The organism is Pseudomonas pudica (assembly GCF_015680405.1).
Lineage (GTDB): Bacteria > Pseudomonadota > Gammaproteobacteria > Pseudomonadales > Pseudomonadaceae > Aquipseudomonas > Aquipseudomonas pudica.
In genome coordinates this window covers 1-17898 of record NZ_JADLJS010000067.1, presented here as the reverse complement: position 1 = coordinate 17898, position 17898 = coordinate 1, and the positions used below count along the sequence as shown (strand labels likewise).

Sequence of the window (17898 nt, the reverse complement as noted above, 5' to 3'; positions counted from 1 at the left end):
GGGCCGCGAAGCGGCCCCGGCGATTCATGCAACAGCCTTGAAATCGTGGAGCCGCTTCGCGGCCCATCGCCGGCAAGCGCGGCTCCCACAGGGGTCGGTGCAGGGCTTGGCGTCTCAGTTCAAATCGCGATCTTCCACAGGCGGGTTTCGTCGAACAGGTCGAAGGCTTCGTGCTCCAGGTCCAGCGGCGGTACCACCAGTTCGGCGCCGCTGCCGGGCAGGCGCGGCACCGCGCCGAGCAAGCGCTGGGTGTATTCGTGGGCCGGGTTATCGAACAACTGCTCGACCGGTGCCTGCTCCACCACCTGACCGTGGCGCATCACCAGCACGTCGTCGCTGACATGGCGGATCACCCCCAGGTCGTGGGAGATGAACAGGTAGGCCAGGCCCAGTTCGTCCTGCAGGTCGGCCAGCAGGTCGAGCACCTGGGCCTGCACCGACACGTCCAGGGCCGACACCGGCTCATCACAAATGATCACCTTGGGTTCGCTGGCGATCGCCCGGGCGATTGCCACCCGCTGGCGCTGGCCGCCCGATAGTTGCAACGGTCTGCGCTGGCCGAGTTCTGCCGGCAAGCGCACCTGGTTGAGCAGCACAGCGATACGTGCGGGCCTGGCTGGTGCCTCGATACCGGCCACCTGCAAGGCGTCATCAAGAATCTGCGCCACGCTCCAGCGCGGGTCGAACGAGCCCAGCGGGTCCTGGTAGATCACGCTGATCTCGCGACGCAATGGCCTGCGCACTGCCTCGCTCACGGCGTTGGCCGGGCGGTTCCAGGGCTGCCTGCGATAGAGCACTTCGCCCTCATCGGGCTGCAGCAGGCCGAGGGCGATGCGTGCCACCGTGGTCTTGCCCGAGCCGGATTCGCCGACAATGCCCAAGGTGCGCCCGGCACGCAGGGTGAAGTCGACGCCCTGCACCACCTGCCGCACCAGCCCGTCCGGGCCAAGGTAGCGCTTGCCCAGGCCACGGCCTTCGAGCAGCACGTCGCTGCGCGCGCGCGCCCGCGGCTCACTGCGCAGGCCAACCCGCTCGGGTGACAGCCGGCTACCGCGCGGGTGCTCGGCCGGTACTGCCGCCAGCAAGGCCTGGGTATAGGCGTGACGCGGCTGACGCAGCACCTGCTGCATCGGCCCCTGCTCCACCACTTCGCCATGGCGCAGCACCACCACCTCATCGGCCAGCTGGGCGACCACTGCAAGGTCGTGGCTGATGATCAGCAGCGAGGCACCACGGGCCTTTATCTGCTGGAACACTTCGAGAATCTGCGCCTGCACGGTGGCGTCCAGCGCGGTGGTCGGCTCGTCGGCGATCACCAGCGCGGGGTCCAGGGCCAGGGCACTGGCGATCAGTGCACGCTGGCGCAGGCCACCGGACAACTGCCCGGGCCGCTGGCGGGCACGCAGCTGCACGTCAGGCACGCCTACCCGCTCGAGCAACTCATGCATACGCGCAGGGCGGGTGTGGCGGTCACCGTATCCGTGTGTCTGCAGCACTTCGAGAATTTCCTTGCCCACCGGCCGCAGCGGGTCAAGCGATACCAGCGCGTCCTGCAGCACGAAGCCGATATCCTTGCCACGCACGGCGCGCCACTGGCGCTCGCTGAGGTCGAGCAGGTCGTGGTCGCCGAAACTCAAGCGACGGGCACTCACCTGCGCTCGCCCTCCGGCCAGCCCCACCAGGCAGCGGGCACTGACGCTCTTGCCCGAGCCAGACTCGCCGACCAAGGCCAGGCAACGGCCAGGCGGCAAGGTGAAGGACAGATCACGAACCACGCTGGCGCCATCAAAGGCCACATTCAGCCCTTCGACGATCAGGGTCTTGTCGCTCATGGCAGGCGCCCCTCCAGGCGTTGTTGGATATAGCGGCCAGTCACCGTCGTCGCCAGGGTGGTGAGGACGATGAACAGGCCAGGGAAGAAGGTGAGCCACCAGGCATTGGCGATGAAGTCACGCCCCATGGACAACATGGTCCCCCACTCCGGCGCCGGCGGCCGCGCGCCCAGGCCGAGGAAGCTCAGCGCCGAGGCCCAGACGATGGCCTGGCCAACGCCCATGGTCAGCGTCACCACCAATGGCCGCATGGCGTTGGGCAGCAACTGGCGCAGCACGATGCGCGAAGTCGGGTGCCCCAACGCCCGTGCCGCCTCGATATAGCCGGCGTTGCGTACCGCCAGCACCTGACCACGGACCATGCGCGCATACCCCGGCGCACCGCCCAGCCCGGTGGCGACGATCAACGGGCCGACGCCGCTGCCGAACACCGCCACGAACAGCAGCGCCAGCACCAGGCTGGGGAAGGCGAACAGCACTTCCAGCAACCAGCCCACCGCACGGTCCACGCGTGCGCCGCCAAGGCCACCGAGCAGGCCGAGGGCGATGGCGATAACCATGGAAATGGCCGTAGCCGCGAGGCCGATCAGCAGGCTCTGGCGTGCTCCGTGAATAGTCCGCGCGAAGATGTCGCGGCCTGACTGGTCGGTACCCAGCCAGTGCGCCCAGCTGGGCGGCTGGAAAGCCTCCCGCGGTACGATGGCCAATGGGTCGATGCGGGTGAACAGCCCCGGCGCCAACGCGGCCAGAAGCAATGCGACCAGGAACAGGATCGCCAGGCTTGGGCCCAGCGGCGGCAGTTTCAGTTGGCGCTGCCGACGCAATGGCGCGAGCACTTGGCCATGGGTCAGGTCTGTCATGCTGCAGCCTCCTGCTGCCGAGGGTCGATCCACTGGTACAGCAGGTCGACCAGAATGTTCGCCAGCACATAGCCGGCCGCCACTACCAGGCTGATGCCGATCACCAGCGGCAGGTCCTGGGCCTGCACCGCCTGGTACAGCTGTCGGCCCACCCCCTTGCGGGAAAAGATCACCTCGCATACCACCGCACCACTGATCAGCGCGCCGATGGCCCAGCCCGACAGCGACACACCTGGCAGCAAGGCATGGCGCAAGGCATGCCGAAAACGCACGGCCAGGTCGCTGAGGCCACGTGTGCGGGCCGTGAGGACGAAGGGTTGATCGAGGGTCAGTTCCAGCGACTCCCGGGTGACCTGGGCAATGAAACCTGCCAACGGAATCGCCAGGGAAAACGCCGGAAGTATCAGGCTGGCGAAGCTGTCGCTACCGGCCGGCGGGAACCAGCGAAGGCCGAAGGCGAATACCGCCAGCAGCACCACGCCAAGCCAGAAGTGCGGCAGCGCCGCGCTCAGGGTTTCGGCCAGCGAGGCGATGCCGCCGACCAGCCTGCCGCGCCCGGCAGTGACCACTGTCAGCAGCAGCACCAGCACCCAGGCCAGCAGCAGGGCGGCGATGGTCAGCTCCAAGGTTGCCCCGCCCTGCTCGGCCAGCACACGGGTGACCGGCAGGTGCTGCGAGTAGGAAACACCCAAGTCACCTTGCAGCAGGCGCCCGAGGTAGAACACGTACTGCACGGCCAACGGCTTGTCGAGGCCGTACTCCACGCGCGCGGCTTCAATCGCTTCCGGTGTCGGGTTGCCACTGGGGCCACCTAGAATCGCCAGCACCGGGTCACCCGGCATCAGCCGCAGTGCGAAGAAAGTCAGGGTCGCCACCGCCCACAGCACCAGCACGCCACCGGCCAGGCGAATGGCGGCGCGACGGCCCAGGGCTGCCAGGCGTTCGCGGCGCGGGTCGGTCACCGCGAGTGTCGTCGTAGTCATTTGTTCACCCATGCGTCATAGAGGTAGGTCACCGCCAGCGAAGGCTCCAGTCGCACGCCATGGGCGGTCTTGTAGATACCCAGGCGCGTGCTTTGTGGGTACGTGGTGAGTTGCAGGTACTGCGCGGCGGCCTGTTGCTGTGCCTGGAAGTAGCGCTGGCGCCGCAGGCCTGCGTCCTGGGTGGCCAGGGCACTGTCGAGCAGTGCGTCGTAGCCCGGGTCGGCGTAGCCGGAGGAGTTCTGGTGATAGCCGCCCACCCCGGCTGGCTGCACGAACGCGGTGGTGAAGATGATGCGCAGCACGTCAGGGGTGTTGGTGTTCCAGTAGCCGATGCGGATGTCATAGTCCCAGGCGGCCTGGCGGGCGGTGACCTGGGCATCGCTCATCTGGTCCAGCACCAGCTCCAGGCCAGCCTGCCGGGTAGTGGCCTGTACCTGCTCCCACAGCGTCAGTTCCGACGGCGGCGTGCGCGCACCGATCAGCACGACGGCGCGCAGCCGCTGGCCGTTCCTGGTGCGGTAGCCTTCGCTGTCGCGGTCGGTCCAGCCAGCCTCGTCGAGCAGCCTTGCGGCGCGGGCCGGGTCGTAGTCCTGGCTGCGCTCGAAGTCACCGCTGTAGAACGGCGTGGCCAAACTCAGCGGGCCACCGGCGCGAGGGAACTCGCCGAAGTACACACTCTTCAGTGCACCCTCGACATCAGCGCTGCGAACGAAGGCCTCGCGTACACGGATGTCATCGAATGGCGCACGGCGCAGGTTGAAGGTGCCATTGGTGGGGTTGCCCGGGCGCTGGGCGATGATCAGTTCCAGGTCCGGGTTGCGCCGTGCTGCTTCGTGCGACTCTGGCGGCAATGCTTCGATCACATCGACCTCACCGGCCTGCAGCGAGGCGAAGCGCACCGACGGCTCCTGGATGAACTTCCAGACGATGCGTTCCAGGTACGCCGGGCCTTGATGCCGTGCGGTAGGTGGCGCCCAGTTGTAGGCCGGGTTGCGCACCAGTTCCACCTGGTTCTGCCGGTCCCAGCGCACCACCTTGAACGGCCCGCTGCCGACCGGGCTTTCGCAGTTCTGGTCACGGCTGCGTAGCAATGCGGTGGGCGACTGGATGCCGAGAAAGCCCTGGGCCAACACTTCGAGGAAAGCCGCATAGGGCGTCGCCAGAGTGACTTCGGCCGTGTAGGCGTCGAGCACCTTGGTGCCGCGGTACTGACGGATGTAGCCACCGGCGGTACTGGATTGGGTCTTGGGGTTTGCCATGTGGTCGAGGTTGGCCTTGACCGCTTCGGCATTGAACGGCGTGCCGTCGGTGAATTGCACGTCGCGGCGCAGGTGGAAGGTGTAGCGCAGGCCATCTGGCGAAACCTCCCAGCTCGTCGCCAGCCAGGGGCCGATCTGGCCGTTGCTGTCCATCGACACCAGCGAATCGAGGTACTGCTGGGCAATGAAAACCTGCGGCATGTCGCCAGCCACATGGGGGTCCAGGCAGGTGGGCTCGCGGTCGGTGGCATAGACCAGGGTGCCGCCCTGCTGTGGCGTGGTGCTTTGCGCGGCGTGCTGTTCGGTTTTTTCGCAGCCGAGCAAGGCCAGTGCGGTGCAGAGCGGGATCAGGGGGAGGATGGGTGTGTTCAAGGGCGCTCCTGCGGGGACTGGGCTTCGATAGGCCTGTTGCAGGAGTTGTGCCGGGTTCAAGGGATTGATTTTGCTGGAGTTTGCCGAGGGTGAGGTGCTGTTGCCGGGGCAAAGTGTCCGCGGGGTGTTGGTGGGGCGACAGTGAACTTTGTTTTGTTTGTGATCATTAAGATTTCTCGATTGGCTGTTCCTGCCACTTCGCGGGCCAGCCCGCCCCCACAGCCTTGAAGCCTGTAGTGATCCTGCAGGAGCGGCTAAAGCCGCTCCCACAGTGTCCCTGCTCATTTAACGAGTTATGTGCAGTTCAACAAAAGCGGCCTTGCCCGCGTCAGGGCTGGCACAGGTTTACACGGCAATCCGAGCAAACCAGCTTGGCCGCGCCGCCGGAAGATGAGGCACGGCGTCGAGCAAGGCGCGGGTATAGGCCTGACGCGGCTGGCCGAGCACCTGGGCTGCCGCCCCTTGCTCCACCACCCTTCCCCCTTGCATCACCAATACCTGGTCGCTGACCTGCTCCACCACCCCAAGGTCGTGGGAGATGAACAGGCAAGCCAGGTTCAACTCCGCCTTGAGCTCGGCCAGCAATGCCAGGATTCGCGCCTGCACCGATACATCCAGCGCCGAAACCGGTTCGTCCAGCACCAGCACCCTGGGCTTCATGGCCAGCGCCCGGGCAATCGCGATGCGCTGCCGCTGCCCGCCCGACAACTCCAGCGGGCGGCGGTCGAGCAACCCCACCGGCAACTGCACACGCTCCAGCAGAGCCGCCGCCTCGGTGCGCTGCAACGCACGCGGTACACCCGCATGCGCCAGCGCCTCGGCCAATACCCGCAGCACGGTATAGCGTGGGTCGAACGAAGCCTGCGGGTCCTGGAACACCACCTGGATTCCCTGTCGTGCCTGGCGCTGCTGCGCAGCAGACAACGCAAGCCAATCCTGCCCGGCCAGTTGCAGGCTGCCTTGCTCCGGCCGCTCCAGCCCCAGCAGGATGCGCCCCAGCGTGCTCTTGCCGGAACCGGACTCGCCCACCACACCAAGGGTTTGCCCGGCGCGCAATTGCAGCGATACACCGTCCAGCACCTGACGCAGCCGACCGTCCGGCCCGACAAAGGCCTTGCTCAGGCCACGCGCCTCCAGCACCACGGGTTGCTCGTCCACGCCATCCTCCACCAGCGCCAGGGCCGGCGCCGCCGGACGTTTGAAATGTACCGCCCGAGCCGCGCTCAGCAGGCGCTGGGTGTAGGGGTCCTGCGGGTCCTGCAGGATCTGTTCGACACTGCCCTGCTCCACCACCACCCCATGGCGCATAACCGCCACCCAGTCGGCCAGGCGCGCGACCACGGCCAGGTCATGGCTGACCATCAACAGGCTGTTGTCGCGCTCGCGCAGGTGCTCAAGCAGGTCGAGAATCTGCGCCTGCACCGTGGCGTCCAGCGCGGTGGTGGGTTCGTCAGCGATCAACAGGCGTGGCTGACAGGCGATGGCCGAGGCGATCAGGGCGCGCTGCCTGAGGCCTCCGGAGAGCTGCCACGGGTATTGCCGGGCACGGACTTCGGGCTCAGGCACCCCGACCTGGCGCAATAGCTCAAGTACCCGCAGACGGCGCTGCTCCGCGGCCAGGTTGGTGTGCAACAGCAATGGCTCTTCGATCTCTGCCCCCACGCGACGCAGCGGGTCGAGCGAACCCAGCGCATCTTGCATGACAAAGCCGATGTGCTCGCCCCGCAAGCGCTGCCACGCGCGCTCATCGAACTGGCGCAGGTCCTGCCCGGCAAAGGCCAGGCGCTGCGCCTGCACATGGGCACCGGTCCCGGTCAGGCCGACCAAGGTACGCGCCGTGACACTCTTGCCCGAGCCCGATTCGCCCACCAGTGCCAGGCACTGGCCTGCGCGCAACTGCAGGTCGACACCGTGCACCACTGGCACACCATTGAAGCTCACATGCAGGCCGCGGATGTCCACCAGTGGTGCCTGGTTCTTCTCGAAAATGCTCATGCGCGTCTGCCCTCGCTACGGCGCAGCCAGTCTCGGCCGATGACGGTGATGGAAATGACGGTCAGGGTGATCGCCAGCGCAGGCCAGGCCATCAGCCAGGGCGCGTTGGCCATGAAGTTGCGCGCCACTGCCATCATCGCGCCCCACTCTGGCGCGGGAGGTGGTGCACCGAAGCCGAGGAAGCTCAGTGCGGCAGCAGCGGTGATGGCGCCACCCAGGCCGATGCAGGCCAGGATCAGCACGGGTTGGACTGCGTTGGGCAGCACATGCCAGCACACCACTGCCAGGGGCCTGCGGCCCAGCGTGACCGCTGCTTCGACGAAGCTGGCACGCCGGATGGTCAGGGTCTGGGCGCGTACCAGGCGCGCATAGCGCGGCACCGAGGCGATGCCGACGGCAAAGATCAGGTTGCTGGTGCCTTGGCCGAACAGGGTGATGATGACCAGCGCCAGTAGCAGGTCCGGGAAGGCCAGCAGCACATCGACGGCGCGCATCAGCAGGTTGTCCAGCCAGGCTGGAGCCAGGCCGGCGAGCAAGCCGAGCAGCGTGCCCAGGCCGAGCCCGACCAGGGTGGCGGCCAGGCCGATGAAGAGCGATGGGCGGGCGCCATGGATCAGGCGGCTGAGGACGTCGCGGCCGTTCTCGTCAGTGCCCAGCCAAAAGCCGGGGCTTGGCGGGTAGTACGCCAGACGGGCGTCGGCGGCCAACGGGTCGGTTGGCGAGAGCCAGTTGGGGAAGGTGACTGCCAGCAGTATCAGGCCCAATGTGATCCAGGCCAGCGCCAGGCCAGGGCGAACCTGCCACCCGCTGATCACTGTGTTTGGTATGGATACGATCGCGTTCATGTCTGTCCTTCTTGTGTCGCCTGTACTGGCCTTTTCGCGGGTAAACCCGCTCCCACAGGATCGCCGCAAAGGCTGAATCCGTGCGGCCCCTGTGGGAGCGGCTTCAGCCGCGAACAAGGGCGAAGCCCTTGCCATGTGGGCTACGGCGCCGGGTTGGGAATACGGCGGTGCACGGCCTGGATCTCGGCCAGTACTTCGTCGCTCAGTTGCACATCCAGCGCACTCAGGTTTTCCTGCAGCTGCAGCAAGTTGGTCTGCCCGGTAATCGCACTGGCCACGAACGGCTGGCGTATGACGAAAGCCAGGGCCAGTTGCGCCGGTGTCAGCCCATGCTCCCGCGCAATCCGCACGTAGCTGGCAATCGCGTTGTTGGCCTCCTCGCTGCCGTAGCGATTGAACGTGCGATACACCGACGACAATCGCGAACCCTCCGGCCGCGCCCCGTTCAGGTACTTGCCGGTCAACGCTCCGAACGCCAGCGGCGAATAGGCCAGCAGGCTCACCCCTTCACGATGGCTGAACTCCGACAGGCCGTTTTCATACAGGCGATTGAGCAGGCTGTACGGGTTCTGGATGCTGGCAATCCGCGCCAGGCCCTTGTCCTCGCTGTGCCGCAGAAACTGCGCCACGCCCCACGGTGTTTCGTTGGAGACACCGATATTGCGCACCTTGCCGGCCTTGACCTGTTCGTCCAGTACCGCAAGGGTTTCTTCGATGGCTGCCGTCTGCGGATGGTCGTCGACGTAGGGGTATTCACGGATGCCGAAGAAGTTGCTGGTGCGGTCGGGCCAGTGCAGTTGGTAGAGGTCCAGGTAGTCGGTTTGCAGGCGGCGCAGGCTGCCCTCCAGGGCCGCGACGATGTTCTTGCGGTCGTGGTGCGACAAGCCATCGCGAATGTGCACCTGGCCACCGGGGTCGCGGGCCGGGCCGGCGATCTTGCTGGCCAGCAGGACCTTGTCGCGGTTGCCGCGGGCCGCCAGCCAGGTGCCGATGTAGCGCTCGGTGGTGGTCCAGGTTTCAGCGCGGGTAGGTGTGGGGTACATCTCGGCGGTGTCGATGAAGTTGATGCCTGCAGCAAGGGCAGCGTCCAGTTGCTGGTGAGCATCCTGTTCGCTGTTCTGGTGCCCCCAGGTCATGGTGCCGAGGCTGAGCAGGCTGACTTGCAGGTTGGTGTGGCCGAGTGGGCGGTAGCGCATGGTATCGAGTCCTTGGATGATGCGTTGATGTCTGGGCGGCAGCCCTCAGACAGCCCGTGCGGTCTCGCGTCGGGCTTGTGCAAACTGGTTCACTGCTTTGGGCAACCCCAGGTGCTCACGCAGGGTGGTGCCGGTGTATTCGGTGCGGAACAACCCACGCTTCTGCAGCAGCGGTACCACCTCTTCGACGAACACCCGAGCACCCGACGGGAACATGTCGGGCATGATGTTGAAACCATCCCCCGCCCCTGCCAGGAACCACTCGGCCAAGGTATCGGCAACCTGTTCCGGGGTACCGACGGCCAACCGGTGCCCGACCAGAATCCGCCGGGACAGCTGGCGAATGGTCAGGTTCTCGCTGCGCGCCAGGTTCAACTGGGCCTCCAGAAAACCATGCGACCCGCGCTCGAAATCTGCCACCGCGCCAATCCGCGCCCAGGGCAATGGCGCATCCGGATCCAGCTCGCTGGCATCGATGCCGATACGCCCCGCGACCTGCTGCAACAGGCCGTGCTCTCCATGCCAGGCATTGAGCTCATCGAAACGTGCATGGGCCTCGGCCTCGGTGCTGCCAATCACGGTCGACAGCCCAGGCATGATCTTCAGGTGCTGCGGGTCACGCCCCCAGGCTTTGGCCCGTGCCTTCATCTCCCGATAGAACGCCTGCCCGTCGGCCAGGGTGGTCTGGGTGGTGAAGATCGCATCGGCATAGCGCGAACCCAGTGCCTTGCCACCTTCGGAAGAGCCGGCCTGCACCAGTACCGGCCTGCCCTGCGGCGAACGCGGCAGGTTCAGCGGCCCCTTGACCTGAAAGTGCTTGCCCTTGAAATCCAGGGTGTGGACCTTGCCCGGGTCGGCAAAACGGCCGGTGCTGCGGTCACCGATGATCGCGTCATCCTCCCAGCTGTCCCAAAGCTTCAGGGTCACGTCGACGAACTCCTCGGCCCGCCCGTAGCGGTCCACATGCAATGGCGCACCAGCCAGGCCGAAGTTCTGTGCTGCCGCGTCACCGGCATTGGTCACCACATTCCAGGCTGCGCGACCGCCGCTGATGTGGTCCAGCGAGGCAATTCGCCGGGCCAGGTTGAAAGGTTCGTTGTAAGTGCTGGAGCAGGTCGCGATCACGCCGATGCGCTCGGTGGCGGCCGCCACTGCGGTAAGCAGCACGGTCGGCTCCAGGCGCCCGCCTGGCTGGGCGGACACATCCGGCGGCAACGCCGGGCCATCGGCAAGGAAGATCGCATCCAGGCAACCGCGCTCGGAAATACGCGCGATATCGCGGTAATAGTTGACGTCGATATAGGCGTCGATTGCCGCCTCACCCTGGCGCCAGGCGCCGGAATGCGAGCCGAAGCCGAGGATGTTCATGCCCAGGCTCATCTGTTTCGTGGTCATGCCGGTTCTCCTGATCAGACTGCACTGGCTTCGTCGCCGCTGCCCTGCCCTTCGCTGGCACTGGCATGAAGGGCACGCCAGGCCTGGGCCGGGCTGATGCCATTGAGGTAGTAGTTGCCCAACGCCTGCTCGCGGTAGATCGCCGGGTTGTGCGAAGCCAGCGTGCGTGCATTGCGCCAGTGGCGGTCGAGGCGCCGGGCATTGCTGGTAGCCGATGCGCCGCCGACTTCGAACAGCAAGGTGCTTGCTTCCAGCACTTGCGGCAGGACGATCTGCTGCGCCTGGAAGGCATGGATCTCGGCGTCGGTGTAAAGCTGCTCGGCTACCTCCCCTTGCTGGCCGGCTTCGTACACTGCCTGCAGGCTCTTGCCCACGGCGGTGACTTGCGCATTGGCGGCGAAGGCCAGGCTCGACAGGCGACCGATCACCGCCTGCACTCGCGGATCTGCAGCCGGCTGCGACTGCCCCGGCACACCGAAGGCACGGGTGCGGCCCTGGACGAACGCTACCGCATCGGCCAGTACCGCCTGGCCGATACCCGCCAGGGTGGCCAGATGCACCGCCTGGTAGAACGCGGTGAGGTACGACTCGGCACGCAATTCGCCCTTGGCGAAACGGCGCAGCAAATGCTGTGGCTGCACCCTGACCCGGGTGAAACGGGTGGTACCACTGCCAGTCAGCCGCTGGCCGAAACCGTCCCAGTCGTCGACCCGCTCCACGCCCGGCGCACCGGTCGGTACCACGAGGCTGACAAAGTCGTCGCCATGGTTGGCCACTGCCGCCACCCAATCGGCGTACAACGTGCCGGTGCAGTAGTACTTTTCGCCGTCCAGGCGGAAACCACCTTCGTCTTCGCGCAACTGCACGGTATTGCCGGTGCTGTCGGTGCGCTCGGCCATGGCCGCGCCCCACAGTTCACCGGCAACCACGCGGGCGAACCAGTAGTCCTGGGAGGCAGCATCGCCTGACGACAGCCGCCCTTCGACGAAACCGAAGTGGGCACGGAAGATCTGCGGCAGGTTGGAGTCGGCTTGCCCCAGACGCACCAGCTGGCGCAGCAACTGTGGCAAGGTTGCGCCTGAGCCGCCGTGGCTGCGTGGCACGCGCAGGGCGCCGAAGCGGGCCTCGCGCAACCAGGCCACTGGCTCATGGGCCAGGGTGCGCTGCTGCTCGCGGGCTACCGCGCCTTCGGCAATACGCGCGTAGATCGGCGCAAAACGCGCATCCAGTTCGGCATCGGTAATCGTGGTTTGGCTCATGATGGTTCCTTTCTCGTGAATTCAGACGCGTGCGGTACGCGGGTCGATGGCCTGGGTCGCCAGGTCCACCAGCAGGTTGACCAGTACGTAGATCGCTGCCGCCAGCAGGGTTACGCCAAGCACCAGTGGCACGTCCTTGCTGGCGGTAGCGTCGAGCATCAAACGGCCAATGCCTTGGCGGCCGAACAGCAGTTCCAGCACCACGGCGCCGCCGAGCAGGCTGGCGAACACGTAGCCGGCCAGGGTCACCAGCGGCACCAGGGCATGGCGCAGGGCGTGGCGCAGGCGTACAGCGATATCCCCCATGCCACGTGCGCGGGCCTGGGTGATGAAGGATTGTTCCAGCACCTGCTCCAGCGACTGGCGCAACACCTGGGCAAGCACCGCTGCGATCGGCAGCGCCAGGGCCAGGCTCGGGAGCACCAGCGAGCGCCAACCGCTGGACCCGGACGGCGGTAGCCAATGGAAATGGAACGCGAAGGCCAGCAGCAGCACCGTGCCGATCACGAAGTTGGGGGCCGAAGACAACAGCAGCTCGATGCCCGACACCACCGCCCGCAAACGCCGCCCGCGGTTGGCGGTGAGCAGCGCCGAAGCCACCGCCAGCAGCACCGCCAGCACCGCTGCGCTGCTGGCCAGCGCCAGGGTCGCGGCAGCCTGCTCGCCGATCGCCTGGCCGACCGGTATGCGCAACCGGTACGACTCGCCCAGGTCACCCTTGGCCAGGCGCGCCAGGTAGTGGCCGTATTGCACCCACAGCGGTTGATCGAGGCCGTACTCGGCGCGCACCTGCGCCAGCAGCGCTTCGCTCGGCATGGCATCCGGGCCGCCGAGGATCGCCAGGGCAGTGTCGCCACCGCTGTGCTGCATGCCGAGGAAGGTCAGGCTGGCCGCCGCCCATAGCACGATCACACCGTCACGCAGGCGGCGTAGCAGGATCGCCAGCAGTTTCATGGTTGCTCCTTTGCCAGCCACACGCTGGTGAACAGGGGAACGTTATGCGAACCATCGAACAGCACGCCGCCGACCGTGTTGCGGTAGGCCAGCAGCATCTGGCTTTCTACCGAGGGCACAGCCGGCACGGTCTCGCCCAGGCGTTGCTGGGCCTGGCGATACAGCTCGCGGCGTTGCGTCGGGTCGGTGCTGCGCCGGGCGGCAGCGAGCAACTGGTCGAGGGTGGCATCACGGAAGTGGCCGACGTTCTGGCCGATCATTCGTGTGCTGGGGATCGATTGGCTGTGATAGAGGATGTACAGGCCATCGGCCGTGTTGGTGTGCCAGTAGCCGCCGCCGATGGCGTCGAAGTTGCCGAGGTAACGCAGCTCCATGACCTTGCTGAGCGGCAGCAGCTCGATGCGCAGGTCGAAGCCGACCTTGCGCAGGTCTGCCTGGGCAGCCACCGGGACATTGGCCGGAAACGCCGGGTTGTCATAGGTCAGCAAGGTCGCCCCGAGGCGCCGACCATCACGGCTGCGATAGCCTTCGCCGTCACGCCCGGTCCAGCCGGCGGCGTCGAGCAAGCGCCCTGCTTCGACCGGGTCGAAGGCCAGGGCCTCGCGGGCCACCGGGTCATAATCGGGGGTATTCACGGCGAGGAAATCCCCCTTGGCCAGGTACTCGCCGAAGCCGGAGATCCACGCCAGGCCATCACGGTCGATGGCCTTGGCAACGGCCTGGCGCACCCGCACGTCATCGAACGGCGCGCGGTCGACATTGAAGGTGATGCTGCGCGACGGGTTGCCCTTGCGAATGCGGTTGCGCAGGGTCAGCTGCGGGTTGGCACGGATCGCCGCGGCATTCTGCGCCGGTGCGTCCAGGGCCATGTCGTTGTCGGCAGCTTCCAGCGAGGTGTAGCGGATCATCGCTTCGGGCACGTAGCTCAGTTCGATGCCGTCCAGATAGGCCTCACCCTGGTGGTTGATCGCCGGCGGTGCCCAGTCGTACCCCGGGCGGCGGCCAAAGCTGGCACGCTGATCACGCACCCAGCCGGTCAGCACGAAAGGCCCGGTGCCGATGGGCTGGCTGGCGATGGTCTTCGGCGCCTCGAGGATCTGCCGTGGCGAGATCATCCCCAGCCAGGCCTGCGACAGCACATCGAGAAACGGCGCATAGGGCGCACGCAGGGTCGCCTCGAATGTGTACTCGTCCACCACCCGCCCCTGCAGGTACGGCGCGATATAGGCGGCGGCCAGTGGCGACTTGGTCGCGGGGTCACGCATGTGTTCGAGGTTGACCCGCACCGCCTCGGCGTTGAAGCGCTCGCCATCGCTGAAAGTGACGTCGTCACGCAGGTGGAAGGTGTAGGTCAGGCCGTCGGCGCTGATGTCCCAGCTTTTTGCCAGCCACGGCGTGAGGGTGCCGTCCTCGGCCTGGTACACCAGGCAGTCGAACAGGATACGGCCCATCCACTGCATGTTGCCGTTGGACAGCGCGTGTATATCGAAGCTGCCAGCGTCGCTCGCCGCCGACACGCGCAGGGTGCCACCGCGCCTGCCGGGCTGCTGCTCGACGAAGTCGCTGGCTGGGTAGCGCATCACGCCGTTCACTTCGCTGAGCGCTTCGCCCTTTAGCAGCGCCTGGCTCTGCGCGAACGTGGCGGGTGAGCAGGCGGCAACTAACAGCGCACTGGCCACCAGGCATGTATTGAATAATCGGGAACTCGGCTGCACAACGGGCCCTTTATATAGACGGCTACATAAAGGGCTATTGCAGTTGTCGTGCCAGCGCTCACACTGCGCATTCATTGAGGTCAGTCAAAACCGCCTGACGCATTAAGCATACAAACTGTTCCATCCCTGTTGCGCTGACAACATCCAACCCTGGGGGAGCGGCTTTGGCCGCGAAGAATCCAACGCGTTGCATGGCAACGGCTGCGCCGGTGTTCGCGGCTAAAGCCGCTCCCAAAGGTTGCGCCATAGCATTCGGATATTTGGATATAACCTGCACTGTTCCACAAACAACATGGGCGCAACAAAATTTGCTGTTTTATTCAGCACTTCACACTAAAACTTTGCCCATATCCCCAAACTTCCGGCCTTTCGCCAACTGGCACAGAAACTGCTCTCACCCATTCTGACAGGCCTGACTATTCCCATAGAACGCCGAGGACCTACGATGACTTGCAAGGAATTCAACAATGCGTGCGATTCAACCCCATCCACTGCGCCTGGCCATCCGCCACGCCGCCCTGGCCACCGCGGCCACGGCCCTGCTGGCCCCGGTCACGGTACTGGCCGCTGAGCAAACCCTGGGCACGGTGACCGTGCAGGCCGCCAAGCAATCCGAAGTGCAACAGGCCGCCAGCGCCCTGGCCGAGGTGCCCGGCGGCACCAGCGTGGTCGACAGCGAAGAGGTCGCCAAAGGCCGCACTGCCACACTGCAGGACACCCTCGGCTACCAGCCCGGGGTATTCGTGCAGTCCACCGGCGGCAACGACGCGGCGAAGATCTCGATCCGCGGCTCCGGTGCCAATACCTCGCCCGGCTATTTCCGTGAAGGCATCAAGTTCCTGTTCGACGGCCTGCCGCTGACCGGCCCTGGCGGCACACCCTACGAATTCCTCAACGCCAGCGGCGTGAACTACACCGAGATCCTGCGCGGCGCCAACGCCTTCCAGTATGGCGCGCTGACCCTCGGCGGCGCGGTCAACTTCGTCAACCACAGCGGCTACAGTGCCCCCGGCCTGCGCGTGCGCGCCGAAGCCGGCAGCTACCACTACCAGAAGCAGAGCATCAGCTACGGTGGGGTCGAGGGCGACCTGGACTACTACCTGCAGGCCGACAACTACCGCAACGAAGGTTTTCGCGACTACAGCCTGTCGAAGAGCTCGGGCATCGTCGCCAATGCCGGCTACCGCTTCAGTCCCAAGCTGGAAACCCGCCTGCTGCTGCGCTACCGCGACGAAACCCACAACGACCCCAGCGCCACCACCCTCGACGCCGCACTGCACCACCCGCGCCGCGCCAGCGCCACCGCCGAAAGCAGCGGTGCCGGTGCGCGCCGCCCGGGCAGCATCTGGGTGGGCAGCAAGACCACTTATACCTTTGACGACGATGCACGGCTGACCTTCGGCCTGTCGTATCACGACTATCGTCATACCAACAGCCCGCGCAGCCCGAGCAATCCCAGTTACTGGGACTGGCACGACCTCGGCCTGCTGCTGGGCTACGACCGGGTCGACTACCTGTTCGGCCACGAAAGCCGCAGCAGCATCGCCTTCACCTCCACCCAGCACCTGCGAGGCGGGGTGAACTCGGCCAACGACGACAAGGTGTCGCTCAAGCAGGTCAACTACAAGGATTCGTTCGACCGGGTGATCGCCCTGGGCAACGATATCAACCTGGTCGACAACCTCTGGCTCACCAGCGGCGTGTCGTTCATCAACATGCGGCGCAAGATCAACATCGACCACGCGGTGAACCCCAACACCACCAACTTCCCGCAGCTCGTGGACTACGATAACTGGAGCGTCGCCCCGCGCATCGGCCTGCGCTACGAGTTCAGCCCGAACCTGCAGGTATTCACCAACTTCAGCCGCAGCATCGACCCGCCTGCTTCCTGGGAATACTCTGGCTCCGGGCCGACCCTGCCTTACATCCGCCCATTGGTGGAGCAGAAGGCCAACACCTTCGAGGTCGGAATCAAGGGCTCGCACGGCATCTTCGATGGCAGCCTGGCGCTGTACCGCTCGTGGATCCACGACGAGTTGCTGAATGTGCAGATCATCCCCGCCACGTCATCGTCGGCAGCGGTCACCGGCGCCTTCAACGCCTCACCGACCATCCACCAAGGTGTCGAGGCCGGCCTGAACACCCGACTCTGGGAAAACTCTCAGGGCGACCTGGTACGCTGGCGCCAGGTGTACACCTACAACGACTTCTACTACCGGCATGACGACACCTTCGGCGACAACCAGTTGCCGGGCGTGCCCAAGCACATCTACCAGGGCGAGCTGCAGTATCAGGACCACAGCGGCTGGTACACCGGCGTCAACGTGCAGTCGGCCTCGCGCACGGCAGTGGACTATGCCAATACCCTGTATGCGCCGTCGTACACCATCTGGGGGGCAAACCTGGGGTATGAGGCGCCGAAGGGCAACTGGAAGGTGTCGCTGGACCTGAAGAACCTGGCGAACAAGGCGTACGTGACGGCGGTGACGCCGGTGTACAACGCGCGCGGGCAGGATACTGCGTCGTTCTGGCCAGGGGATCGGATTGGCGCTTACGTGGGGGTCGAGTTCAGGTACTGACCATGCAGCGATGTGTTTGATGGCACGTCCATTACGCTTCCGAAATAGAGCGCCGCCCGACGGCGCTCGGTTTCAAGGAGCGCTGTTCGCACTGAAAGGCCTCACAGGGCAAGTGGAAAGGTTTCAGCACTGACCTGAATCAATCAAACACCATGGGCGGTGTTGTAAACAGCACACCAAACATATGGGAATGCAGTTTGATGAGCGAGTCCAACCAGGCAACCAGAATTATCTGCAACAATCTTGAACTGGCCGATCAACTGCGCCAGCTGTTGGCGCCTATAGCACCCGATTGTGAGGTGCTGAGTACACCTGGCAATTGCAGCGCCGTCCCGCTTTGCCGCTGGCTCGGCGAAGCTCAGTTGGGCTCGGCCGGGCAGGTACAGGCTGCTTTGCTGGATGCCACCGAGGTGCTCGAACAGACCCGACACGCCTTCAAATCCCGCGAACTGGGGCTACTGCGGCGACGCTTGGTTGCATTGCTGGATAAATTGTCGGAAGATCGCCAATGATGTGAATGTGCCATCACCAGGTTCCGCCCTGCGGGAACCGGCTTTGCCGAGCAGGATAATAGGCCTGAAAGACGAAGCGGGGGGGGGGCAAATATAACTGAAGAAAATATTTTGTAGGAGGGGGGTTTTTTTTTTTTTAAAA

General features: G+C 65.4%; 13 protein-coding genes. 2 read left to right on the top strand and 11 right to left on the bottom strand.

Going from position 1 to position 17898, the window contains the following annotated elements; genetic code table 11:
- Positions 1-119: 119 nt before the first annotated feature.
- The 11 genes from IRZ77_RS25205 to IRZ77_RS25155 form a co-directional block, all read right to left on the bottom strand.
- Positions 120-1832: a dipeptide ABC transporter ATP-binding protein gene (locus IRZ77_RS25205; RefSeq protein WP_108480828.1), complete on the bottom strand. Its 1713-nt coding sequence runs from the start codon at positions 1830-1832 to the stop codon at positions 120-122.
- A complete protein-coding gene (locus tag IRZ77_RS25200; protein ID WP_196174586.1) occupies positions 1829-2692 on the bottom strand; it encodes an ABC transporter permease in 864 nt (287 codons plus the stop codon). The genes IRZ77_RS25205 and IRZ77_RS25200 overlap by 4 nt, the downstream gene beginning before the upstream one ends.
- Positions 2689-3675: an ABC transporter permease gene (locus tag IRZ77_RS25195; RefSeq protein ID WP_085705671.1), complete on the bottom strand. Its 987-nt coding sequence runs from the start codon at positions 3673-3675 to the stop codon at positions 2689-2691. Before IRZ77_RS25195 ends, IRZ77_RS25200 begins: the two co-directional genes overlap by 4 nt.
- Positions 3672-5264, bottom strand: coding sequence for an ABC transporter substrate-binding protein (locus tag IRZ77_RS25190; protein WP_230385066.1), 1593 nt, complete (start codon positions 5262-5264; stop codon positions 3672-3674). The genes IRZ77_RS25195 and IRZ77_RS25190 overlap by 4 nt, the downstream gene beginning before the upstream one ends.
- Positions 5265-5651: 387 nt before the next feature.
- The gene (locus IRZ77_RS25185) at positions 5652-7301 is read right to left on the bottom strand and encodes a dipeptide ABC transporter ATP-binding protein (protein WP_085599468.1); all 1650 of its coding nucleotides are present in this window, start codon (positions 7299-7301) and stop codon (positions 5652-5654) included.
- Entirely contained in the window at positions 7298-8146 is an 849-nt protein-coding gene (locus IRZ77_RS25180; protein ID WP_085599470.1) for an ABC transporter permease, read from the bottom strand. The genes IRZ77_RS25185 and IRZ77_RS25180 overlap by 4 nt, the downstream gene beginning before the upstream one ends.
- A gap of 140 nt (positions 8147-8286) precedes the next feature.
- Positions 8287-9342 carry an NADP(H)-dependent aldo-keto reductase gene (locus tag IRZ77_RS25175; protein WP_085599472.1) on the bottom strand — a complete coding sequence of 352 codons (1056 nt, stop codon included), beginning with the start codon at positions 9340-9342 and terminating at the stop codon, positions 8287-8289.
- 45 nt (positions 9343-9387) lie between these two features.
- Positions 9388-10737 carry an LLM class flavin-dependent oxidoreductase gene (locus IRZ77_RS25170; RefSeq protein WP_196174585.1) on the bottom strand — a complete coding sequence of 450 codons (1350 nt, stop codon included), beginning with the start codon at positions 10735-10737 and terminating at the stop codon, positions 9388-9390.
- Between the two features lie 14 nt (positions 10738-10751).
- Complete coding sequence (locus IRZ77_RS25165) at positions 10752-11996, bottom strand: acyl-CoA dehydrogenase family protein (RefSeq protein WP_085599476.1); 1245 nt, start codon at positions 11994-11996, stop codon at positions 10752-10754.
- Positions 11997-12017: 21 nt separating this feature from the next.
- The gene (locus IRZ77_RS25160; protein WP_196174584.1) at positions 12018-12950 is read right to left on the bottom strand and encodes an ABC transporter permease; all 933 of its coding nucleotides are present in this window, start codon (positions 12948-12950) and stop codon (positions 12018-12020) included.
- A complete protein-coding gene (locus tag IRZ77_RS25155) occupies positions 12947-14629 on the bottom strand; it encodes an ABC transporter substrate-binding protein (RefSeq protein WP_408003951.1) in 1683 nt (560 codons plus the stop codon). Before IRZ77_RS25155 ends, IRZ77_RS25160 begins: the two co-directional genes overlap by 4 nt.
- A 503-nt stretch (positions 14630-15132) precedes the next feature.
- Between IRZ77_RS25155 and IRZ77_RS25150 the strand changes: the two genes are divergently transcribed.
- Together IRZ77_RS25150 and IRZ77_RS25145 are read left to right on the top strand one after the other, a co-directional pair.
- A complete protein-coding gene (locus IRZ77_RS25150) occupies positions 15133-17244 on the top strand; it encodes a TonB-dependent receptor family protein (RefSeq protein ID WP_196174582.1) in 2112 nt (703 codons plus the stop codon).
- A 200-nt stretch (positions 17245-17444) separates the two neighbouring features.
- Entirely contained in the window at positions 17445-17756 is a 312-nt protein-coding gene (locus tag IRZ77_RS25145) for a hypothetical protein (RefSeq protein ID WP_046615611.1), read from the top strand.
- The last annotated feature ends 142 nt before the right edge of the window (positions 17757-17898 follow it).

Bases quoted from the DNA above. Each gene is read 5' to 3' on its own strand.
- IRZ77_RS25175 (WP_085599472.1), bottom strand. From the start codon at position 9,342: ATGCGCTACCGCCCACTCGGCCACACCAACCTGCAAGTCAGCCTGCTC.
- IRZ77_RS25205 (WP_108480828.1), bottom strand. From the start codon at position 1,832: ATGAGCGACAAGACCCTGATCGTCGAAGGGCTGAATGTGGCCTTTGAT.
- IRZ77_RS25150 (WP_196174582.1), top strand. From the start codon at position 15,133: ATGCGTGCGATTCAACCCCATCCACTGCGCCTGGCCATCCGCCACGCC.
- IRZ77_RS25195 (WP_085705671.1), bottom strand. From the start codon at position 3,675: ATGACTACGACGACACTCGCGGTGACCGACCCGCGCCGCGAACGCCTG.
- IRZ77_RS25165 (WP_085599476.1), bottom strand. From the start codon at position 11,996: ATGAGCCAAACCACGATTACCGATGCCGAACTGGATGCGCGTTTTGCG.
- IRZ77_RS25185 (WP_085599468.1), bottom strand. From the start codon at position 7,301: ATGAGCATTTTCGAGAAGAACCAGGCACCACTGGTGGACATCCGCGGC.
- IRZ77_RS25200 (WP_196174586.1), bottom strand. From the start codon at position 2,692: ATGACAGACCTGACCCATGGCCAAGTGCTCGCGCCATTGCGTCGGCAG.
- IRZ77_RS25170 (WP_196174585.1), bottom strand. From the start codon at position 10,737: ATGACCACGAAACAGATGAGCCTGGGCATGAACATCCTCGGCTTCGGC.
- IRZ77_RS25145 (WP_046615611.1), top strand. From the start codon at position 17,445: ATGAGCGAGTCCAACCAGGCAACCAGAATTATCTGCAACAATCTTGAA.
- IRZ77_RS25160 (WP_196174584.1), bottom strand. From the start codon at position 12,950: ATGAAACTGCTGGCGATCCTGCTACGCCGCCTGCGTGACGGTGTGATC.
- IRZ77_RS25180 (WP_085599470.1), bottom strand. From the start codon at position 8,146: ATGAACGCGATCGTATCCATACCAAACACAGTGATCAGCGGGTGGCAG.